At 55.3% G+C, this 8,307-nt stretch carries 10 protein-coding genes and 1 tRNA gene; 4 read left to right on the forward strand and 7 right to left on the reverse strand.

Annotated features, from left to right (window positions below):
- Window positions 1–30: 30 nt before the first annotated feature.
- From ACP5OT_RS03775 to ACP5OT_RS03785, 3 genes are all read right to left on the reverse strand, one after another.
- A tRNA-Lys gene (locus ACP5OT_RS03775) sits at window positions 31–105 on the reverse strand.
- Window positions 106–291: 186 nt separating this feature from the next.
- On the reverse strand, window positions 292–1,017 hold the full coding sequence (locus ACP5OT_RS03780; protein WP_424676623.1) for a PIG-L deacetylase family protein: 726 nt from the start codon (window positions 1,015–1,017) through the stop codon (window positions 292–294).
- 213 nt (window positions 1,018–1,230) lie between these two features.
- Window positions 1,231–1,848: a 2Fe-2S iron-sulfur cluster-binding protein gene (locus ACP5OT_RS03785; RefSeq protein ID WP_428131359.1), complete on the reverse strand. Its 618-nt coding sequence runs from the start codon at window positions 1,846–1,848 to the stop codon at window positions 1,231–1,233.
- A 133-nt stretch (window positions 1,849–1,981) separates the two neighbouring features.
- Between ACP5OT_RS03785 and ACP5OT_RS03790 the strand changes: the two genes are divergently transcribed.
- The 4 genes from ACP5OT_RS03790 to ribA are packed head-to-tail and all read left to right on the forward strand — an operon-like array spanning window position 1,982 to window position 4,708.
- On the forward strand, window positions 1,982–2,896 hold the full coding sequence (locus tag ACP5OT_RS03790; RefSeq protein WP_424676625.1) for a GNAT family N-acetyltransferase: 915 nt from the start codon (window positions 1,982–1,984) through the stop codon (window positions 2,894–2,896).
- Entirely contained in the window at window positions 2,887–3,909 is a 1,023-nt protein-coding gene (locus tag ACP5OT_RS03795; RefSeq protein WP_428131362.1) for an MFS transporter, read from the forward strand. Before ACP5OT_RS03790 ends, ACP5OT_RS03795 begins: the two co-directional genes overlap by 10 nt.
- Window positions 3,897–4,091, forward strand: coding sequence for a hypothetical protein (locus ACP5OT_RS03800; protein WP_424676627.1), 195 nt, complete (start codon window positions 3,897–3,899; stop codon window positions 4,089–4,091). Before ACP5OT_RS03795 ends, ACP5OT_RS03800 begins: the two co-directional genes overlap by 13 nt.
- A complete protein-coding gene (ribA, locus tag ACP5OT_RS03805; RefSeq protein WP_424676628.1) occupies window positions 4,088–4,708 on the forward strand; it encodes a GTP cyclohydrolase II in 621 nt (206 codons plus the stop codon). The genes ACP5OT_RS03800 and ribA overlap by 4 nt, the downstream gene beginning before the upstream one ends.
- Before the next feature lie 718 nt (window positions 4,709–5,426).
- On the opposite strand, the gene ACP5OT_RS03810 is transcribed toward ribA, so the two are convergent.
- The 4 genes from ACP5OT_RS03810 to ACP5OT_RS03825 form a co-directional block, all read right to left on the reverse strand.
- Window positions 5,427–5,897, reverse strand: a complete 471-nt coding sequence (locus ACP5OT_RS03810; protein ID WP_428131364.1) for an NYN domain-containing protein — start codon at window positions 5,895–5,897, stop codon at window positions 5,427–5,429.
- 75 nt (window positions 5,898–5,972) lie between these two features.
- A complete protein-coding gene (locus tag ACP5OT_RS03815; protein ID WP_424676713.1) occupies window positions 5,973–6,743 on the reverse strand; it encodes a hydroxypyruvate isomerase family protein in 771 nt (256 codons plus the stop codon).
- A 203-nt stretch (window positions 6,744–6,946) separates the two neighbouring features.
- Complete coding sequence (locus ACP5OT_RS03820; protein ID WP_424676712.1) at window positions 6,947–7,105, reverse strand: hypothetical protein; 159 nt, start codon at window positions 7,103–7,105, stop codon at window positions 6,947–6,949.
- A 174-nt stretch (window positions 7,106–7,279) separates the two neighbouring features.
- Window positions 7,280–8,056, reverse strand: coding sequence for an SDR family NAD(P)-dependent oxidoreductase (locus ACP5OT_RS03825; RefSeq protein WP_428131366.1), 777 nt, complete (start codon window positions 8,054–8,056; stop codon window positions 7,280–7,282).
- Between the last annotated feature and the right edge of the window lie 251 nt (window positions 8,057–8,307).

Raw genomic sequence — 8,307 nt, forward strand, 5'->3', positions numbered from 1 at the left:
TCCAAATCGGCGGCAGTATTTTTCCGCAGCTGGTGAGCCGGGTGGGGATCGAACCCACGACCCTCTGATTAAAAGTCAGGTGCTCTACCACTGAGCTACCGGCCCACCGTTGGGTAGTATATCCGAGTCTGGCCTCGGAGTCAACTGCAACAAACAACTTATCACATTATCTCGCTATACAGCACCACCACCCATTGTGCCGGCAGCACGGCGGTAGGTTCACTGCTACAGTCTCATCCATCAACCTGCAACAGTTCTGCCTCCATTCACTCTCACCATCGTAGTGAATACCTAATTTTCCACTCGATGGAATACTTCGGCGAACGCCAAACCAAACTCTTTGCCCCGCTCAGCAGCCCATTGCCGCACCATCTGCGCTAACTCAGTCTGATCCGTCCCTAACTGCGAGACGTGGCAGCGCAATGCAGCCAGTTTCCGCTCGATGGTAGCACTAATATCTACGGCATAATTCAACACCGGCGCACCGGTGATGTAAAGTTCGCGCACCTTGCACGGTCGATAGCCTTCGGCTAAGAGTTCTGGAAAATCCCATCCGTTCTGTGCCGCCGGATACACCGCTGCAAGGGTGGCATTGGCAGCAGCGAGATGATCGGGATGAAACCGCGGGATGGAGTACTGCGGTGTCCAGACCCGGTCAGGTGATTGGCAAACAATCCGCTGTGCGCGTACACGGCGAATCTGGCGGACAATATCTCGGCGCAGTTCGAGAGTTGGTTGCAGCATCCCATCCGGGTAGTCGAGAAACACAACCTCTTTGAGACCGAGTACCTCCGCCGCTGCCCGTTGCTCTGCCTTGCGAATGTCACTGATACGGCGACGAGCTGTCGGGCCAACATCGGTGGTATCATCAGGCCCGCCACCGCCACCGTCGGTGCAGATCACTAAGGTAATCTCCCACCCTTCAGCGGCCCATGCGGCTAAGGTACCACCACAACCAAATTCAGCATCGTCAGGATGCGCGACAACGACAAGTGCAGTACGAGGTTCGTTCGTCATGGTAGCTCCTCGGCAAGGTATTTGCTGATAGGTAGCATACCATGACTTTACAGGTATGCTGCAATGAGCATGGTTTGCGAGAAGAGTTGGGGAAAGAAACGATAGCGATGACAGGAGATGCTCCCCCTCTCCCCGCCTCCTCCGCGCACGAGGGAGGCTAAGGTAGAGGGAAAACTACCACAGCGAGGAGATAATCCGCCGTTGTCCCATTACCTAGCTGGCCTCGCTAGCTCGCCGAACCTCAGCAGCCGCCGCACGCACCTGATCGAGCGGATCACGAGGTGGAGGCGGTACCGGTGCATTCAGTGTCGTTTCCACCACCTTACCAAAATCAGCAATCCACCGACTAAACTGTTCGACCGATTGCCACGGATTCAGCAAACGACCTAATCCTATCCGAGATACTGCGTTGAGTAAATTAAACGGATATCCGGTAATCTGATCGATACTTTGCTGCCCAATATTAGCCAGTAAAGCGGCCACATTGGACAACGTATCGGTACCAGCGGGTGGATTGACCACCGCAAAGGTCTGCCGACGCAACAGTTCAGCATTGGTCAAAACGGTGATCGGCCCTCTCCCCCGCACAGCAGCTTGGCATCCCAAACGCCACCCTTCTTGCAGCCGCTGCTCGGGAATCCAGTTTTTCTCTAGCTTAGTTGGCGGATTGAGTGATTCACTGCCGGCAAGTACCTTGACTTTACACGTTTGACAAAAACCGGTACCGTTACAGACAAAACCCATATGCGCGCCATGGCGTCGGCCAATATCGAGGAGTCGTTCACCGGGACGGGCCTCCATCTCGACATCGTTAATGGTGACCGTAGGCATAATCTGTTCTCCTGTTTCGGAAAAGACCTATATTTATTATTATTGTACCGTGATTCTCGGGCAAGCAGTGGTATGATAGCAATACAGGGTTAATTGATAACAACAGCATGTGAACGTTGCACGTATTCTTCCTGTGCTTATCAATCACTACCAGAATTATCGTCTCGCCGCCAAACCACATTACCGGTCGTCTGCTTTGGCCGATCTGATGTGGTGCAATATTCACGATATGTTGCGTGGATTTGGGATAACGCAACCATCGTGGATCTACGGAATTGCTGCGCTCGTTGCTCGTCTACCGGCCCAACGGTTCGCCGAACAACTCCTCGTGTTCGACGAATTAGTCGGCAAAGCCGGATTACCGACAGGGAGCCGGTGGATCTGTAGCCAATTTGCCCCAGGTTTGCGGATCGACGGCCCACAACCACCACGCACCGGCCCATTACTCGTGGTCGCCAATCATCCTGGTCTGCTCGATGCGGCAGCTCTCATCGCAGCTCTCGGTCGTACCGATCTGAAGATTATTGCGATTGCTCGTCCGCTCCTACGGGCTTTGTCGAATACGGCAGCGGCGATTATTCCGGTGGGGACAACCCCAACCGGACGCATGACCACGCTTCGTATGGCGATACGCCATCTACAGCAAGGTGGTGCAGTCTTAACGTTCCCTGCCGGTCGGATCGAGCCTGACCCGGCACGTGATCCAACGGCGATAATGGGCTTGGCCGAGTGGTCAACCAGCCTCGATCTGTTTGGCCGGTTATCACCTGACATCCCTGTGGTAACGGCCATCGTTAGCGATGTCCAGGCTCCGGCAGCACTGCACCATCCGTTGACGCACCTTCGCCGCGAACCATTGGAACGACGGTGGTTAGCGGCAATTTTGCAAGTGTTGTGGCCGCATCTCGCGACAAATCCGGTGCGCATCCGGTGGGGGCCACCGCTCGTCGCCAACACCAGCTTGCGTTCGACGGTGCAAGTAGTGGCAGAGCAGTTGATACGGCAAGTAACACCCATTGAATATCGTGAGACAAGACCATGGCATTAAACCATCATCGCTACATCGTCGCCAGTTCGGTCCTGGTTGATATGCTGGGATACGGCTTGATTATGCCGTTACTCCCGTTTATAGTGCAGACGCGGGGAGGTAACGCGACGATCATTGGGTTGCTCGGCTCACTGTATACGCTGATACAGTTGCTGGCAGCACCGCTGTTCGGGGCACTTTCCGACCGCGTCGGGCGACGACCGGTTATTTTGGACTGCTTATTCGGATCGGCATTGGCATATAGCTGGCTAGCCCTCGCCGACTCACTCCCTTTACTGGCGGCTGCCATCGCTCTTGGCGGGGTAGCCGGTTCGAGCCTGCCGGTGGCACAGGCTTACATTGCCAATGTCACGTCACCGACCGAACGAACTCGCGGCTTCGGGTTGCTTGGTGCGGCATTTGGGCTTGGCCTGATCGGCGGAGCTGCTATCGGCGGCTTCCTCAGCCAGTTCGGATTAGCCCTGCCTCCACTCATCGCCGCTACCATTGCCTTGATTAACGCTATCTACGCCAGCATTGTCTTACCCGAGTCGTTATCACCAAAGCGGTGCACAGCGTCGTTGCCCTTCCGCAACCTGTTCGGATCGGCGCTCATTGCGTTACAAGCCTCATCGGTAGGACCGTTGTTGATCGCGGTGATGCTACTCAACATCACATTTGCCGGTTTACAAAGTAATATTGCACTCTACACGCTCACCCGTTTCGGCTGGGGACCAGATCAGAATGCGATCTTGTTTGTTTTTGTAGGGCTGTGTGCTGCCCTAACGCAAGGCGTGCTCATCGGCCAGTTACAATCACGGCTTAGCGATGCATGGTTAGCCAGCGGTGGTTTGGGGTTGATGGCCCTCGCCTTTGCCTTTGTCAGTGGTGTACATACGGGTTGGCTTCTCTTTCCGCTCACCGCGCTTCTCGCCATCGGGATGGGACTAGCCGTACCGGCCATCACAAGCTCGTCTCACGACAGGCCAGTGAAAACCGGCAAGGAATTGTGCTTGGCGGGATGCAGGCACTGATCAGTGTAGCTCTCCTGATCGGACCGGCCAGTTTCGGTTTCCTCTTCGACTGGTTTGGCAACACTACACCCTATCTCGCGGGAGGCATGCTGTTGATCGGCTCATGGGTTATGACAACAATAACCATTGCCAACCCGTCTATTCTTATTCGTTCTACTGAAGATCCAGAGGCTCAGGTATGACAACAGAATCTTCACCCGTTCTCATTACCCGTGCGGCGATGGCCGATTTACCAACCAAATTCGGTCATTTTCAGATTATCGTCTATCTCGATGCTGAACAGAAAGAACAGATCGCGCTGACGTGCGGTGTCCTAACCGGCTCAGAGCCGGTCCTCACCCGCCTCCATTCCGAATGCTTGACCGGAGATATCTTCGGCTCGCACCGTTGCGACTGCGGCGAACAACTTGCTGCCGCACTCAACGCAATTCAGCAGGCCGGGCGCGGCGTGTTGCTCTACCTGCGGCAAGAAGGTCGTGGGATCGGGCTGGTCAACAAGATTCGGGCGTATGCCCTCCAACAACAAGGGCTAGACACCATTGACGCAAATCGCGCGCTCGGACTACCCGTCGATACCCGCGACTACAGCGTTGCAGCGGCTATCCTGCGTGATCTTGGCGTTCACACCGTCCGTCTTCTCACCAACAACCCAGACAAAATCACCGGTCTCGAAGAGTACGGCATTAAGGTGTCAGAACGAGTTCCCCTTCAAATTCCGGCAAACGTGTATAACGCCCCGTATCTCTTGGCTAAACAACTCCGTATGGGACACCTGCTCGATAGCCGAATGCTTTTATAAACTCTTCCCACCAAAGGAGATATTGCATATCGAGCGCAGCGCGGTCCGCGCAAGCAAACCACTGTCAGTGCGAGCGCAACGCGGTCCGCGTAAGCAAACTACTGTTAGTGCGAGCACAGTGCTGTCCTATCGAGCAAACCGCTGTCAGTGCGAGCACAGCACCGTCCTCACCAGCAAACCGCTGTCATTTCGAGCGTAGCGAGCAATCTTTCCCATCGTTCGATGGATGGAAGATTTCTCGGGCGCTGGCGCGCCCTCGAAATGACAAAAGAGCTGGCGCGCCCTCGAAATCACAAGGGAGTGGGGCGACGGTCGTGTTGAGCGCAGCGCAGTCCTCACCAGCAAACCGCTGTCAGTGCGAGCACAGCACCGTCCTCACCAGCAAACCGCTGTCATTTCGAGCGTAGCGAGAAATCTTTCCCATCGTTCGATGGAAGATTTCTCGGGCGCTGGCGCGCCCAAGCGAGCGGTTCGACGATCGTTTTCAGCGTAGTGCAGTCTTAAGGAGACATCAACATCCCCTCTCTCACTACCTTGGGAGAGGGGCCAGGGGTAAAACTCTCTATGCTTTCTCGGCGGTGCTTGTGGTGTGCGGAACAGCGTTTTAAAGACGGTAGCGTAGCGGGGATCACGTTCGAGTTCGTTCACGTTAAACGAGTAGTTACAGGCGGTGATCAAGCGCCTATTGACACGGCTATTCCGTTGCGGCGAATCGTATTCAAAATAAAAAAACACCGACACGCACGTCGTGCTTCATGACCGTGCGCGCCAGTGGTGTCAGATCACCATCGCCGGTGACGAGGACAGCCACATCGATCTTTCCCTCTATCACGCGCTCCATCACATCAACCGCCAACGACACATCAACCCCTTTCTCATGCCCACTCGGTGCCATCGGCACATACTTCGGCTCGATCCCGGCGTGCATCAGATCGAGGTGGCGATTGCGCTCAACGAAAAACTGCTTTTCATTGGTCTGTGATGCAGGGAAAAGACCCTGATGCCAACTCGCATAGACAATGCGGTGCATCACATAACGCTGCTCTTTGCTGCTGATGAATTGCTCGATCAAGCGGTGAAACAGCGTAAACGACAGCCGGCCAACTTTCTTTTCAGCGTAGAAATATGCTTGCGAATATGAGAAGTACGAACCATCGTAGAAAACACTGATTCGACAAAAGTTGTTCATTGTATTCCTTATGCGAAAACGCCATCATAATTGGTGACGAATACATATGTAAAGATATTCATTCGGATCTCAGCTTTACTGCCCCATCATCCGCACTGCCCGCAAACTGGCCGCAGCATCAATCCGTGGCGCATATTCTAAACCAACATAGCCGCTATACGCATGTTCGCGCAAAATACCAAAAATATGCTCATAATTAATCTCGCCGGTACCGGGTTCGTGCCGTCCGGGCACATCGGCAACATGAATATGACCGATAAGATCAAGATTCGCCAAAATACGACGGGTCAGGTTACCTTCACTAATTTGCTGATGATAACAATCGAACAACAACTTCACGTGTGGTTGCCCAACCGCGCGCACAATCGCAAATCCTTCATCAGACGACCACAAGAAGCTCCCCGGATGATCAAGCGGATTACGCGGTTCGAGTAAAAGGTTCAAACCGGCATCAGAAGCTGTTTCTGCTGCTTCTTGTAATGCCTCGATGAGACACGCCCGTTGCGAGGCCAGATCGAGATCCGGACGGATAACCCCCCCATGCACAATCAGATTGTCGCACGCCAAATCGACCGCCAGTGCTGCACTTCGACTAATCTCATCGCGGAATTGAGTACGCTGATCGGGATCGTTTGGCGATGCCTCACTTCCCAAAATAGCTACACAATGCAAACGTAACGCTGTCTGTAGGGCAATGGTAATGTTCATATCCTTGCCCCGTCGCGTCCAGAACTCGTAGGCGCGAAAACCCAGATCGGCAATATGCTCCAGCCGTTGCTCAAACGGTCGATCGGTGAAGATCATATCGAGACAGACTGAGAAGCGGAGGGGTGCGAGGGTCGACATCTTCAACCTCACTTTTCTGCGCAACAACCGTTCTGACGCATACCAGACGGGACAATGCAAACCAACATGTAGTTTTCGTTCCTAATGTGTAGCCCAAGTACCCTATGATCCCTTGCCCTATTATACTCGCGATTAGCTTATTCTGTGGCATCGTAGCAGCGACCCGCCGCTATTTCGCCAAAGACAGCTCGTCGAATCCGCTGTTAAGCAACTGGATGCGGTGCATCACTGCTCTGGCAGTTAGTCGCTCTAACGACGTTCTCCGGCTGCAACGACAAACAACGTTCACTATTACCGGTAACGAGACCAATATCGGCTGCATCGAGATCATGCCAATCGCTCCGCAAGGCCGAATATCGCATGAGTACATCAAGGACGATTTACAACCATCATCAAGATCAGAACCAACCAGGTTGTAGATCGCTGCGAAGCGCGAACCAGGTGACCTTCTTTCACCACGAATTCGAGGTTACATTGTAGCACGCAAGAATGTACGTGGGTAGTCATATCTCGAACACCCAGCACACCACTCACGCTCATTCTTCCCAACGAAAGGCACGTGCTAATATTGCCTCGACCACACCCGGCGCCAAACGGCTCGCCATTAGCGCCAGGCGATCCATCCAGCTCACATACGCAAGACGCGGCTCGGTTCGGGCTGCCCGCAGAATAGCACGTGCCACCACTTCCGGCGCAACACCGGGCGGGGCAATCCGGCGCCGCTCACGACCACGCCCCAGCCGTCGTTGATTAAAATCGGTACGGGTCGTACCAGGGCGGACCACCGTCACCGCAATGCCGCTGCCGTGCAACTCGATGCGCAGTGCGTTGCTGATCTGTTCAAGCGCCGCTTTCGCAGCCGCGTAGCCGCCCAAGTACGGCAACGGTTGCACGGCCAACACCGATGAGACATTGATGATCTGACCACGTCCGGCGGCACGCATTACCGGTACGACAGCCTGCATAAGCCAGATCGGGCCAAGCAGATCAACCGCCAACACTCGCTCAAGGTCGTGGCGAGCGAGCGTACTTACCGGACCGGTCAGGCCAATTCCGGCGTTATTGATCAAGATGTCGACTCGACCGTATGTTGCTACTGCACGTTCCACCAATTGCGCACAAGCAATCGGATCGGACACATCGGTCGGTACCGAGAGGGCTTGCGGCAGTTCGGCTGCAATCTGAGCTAACGTATCCACCGAACGGGCGGCTAACACCAATCGCGCACCGGCAGCCGCGAAACAACGGGCAGTGGCAGCGCCAATCCCACTAGAGGCACCGGTAATAATGACAACGCGATCACGTGGGTCCATGGCGTGAACTCCTGATTGGGATGCACCGGGGGCCGCACTGCATCCGCGGGGCCGCACCGCATCCGCGGGGCCGCACTGCCGTGCGGCCCTACTGCATCCGCGGGGCCGCACCGCATCCGCGGGGCCGCACTGCCGTGCGGCCCTACTGCATCCGCGGGGCCGCACTGCATCCGCGGGGCCGCACTGCATCCGCGGGGCCGCACCGCATCCGCGGGGCCGCACTGCCGTGCGGCCCTACTGCATCCGCGGGG

This window comes from Chloroflexus sp. (assembly GCF_049970315.1).
Classification (GTDB): domain Bacteria; phylum Chloroflexota; class Chloroflexia; order Chloroflexales; family Chloroflexaceae; genus Chloroflexus.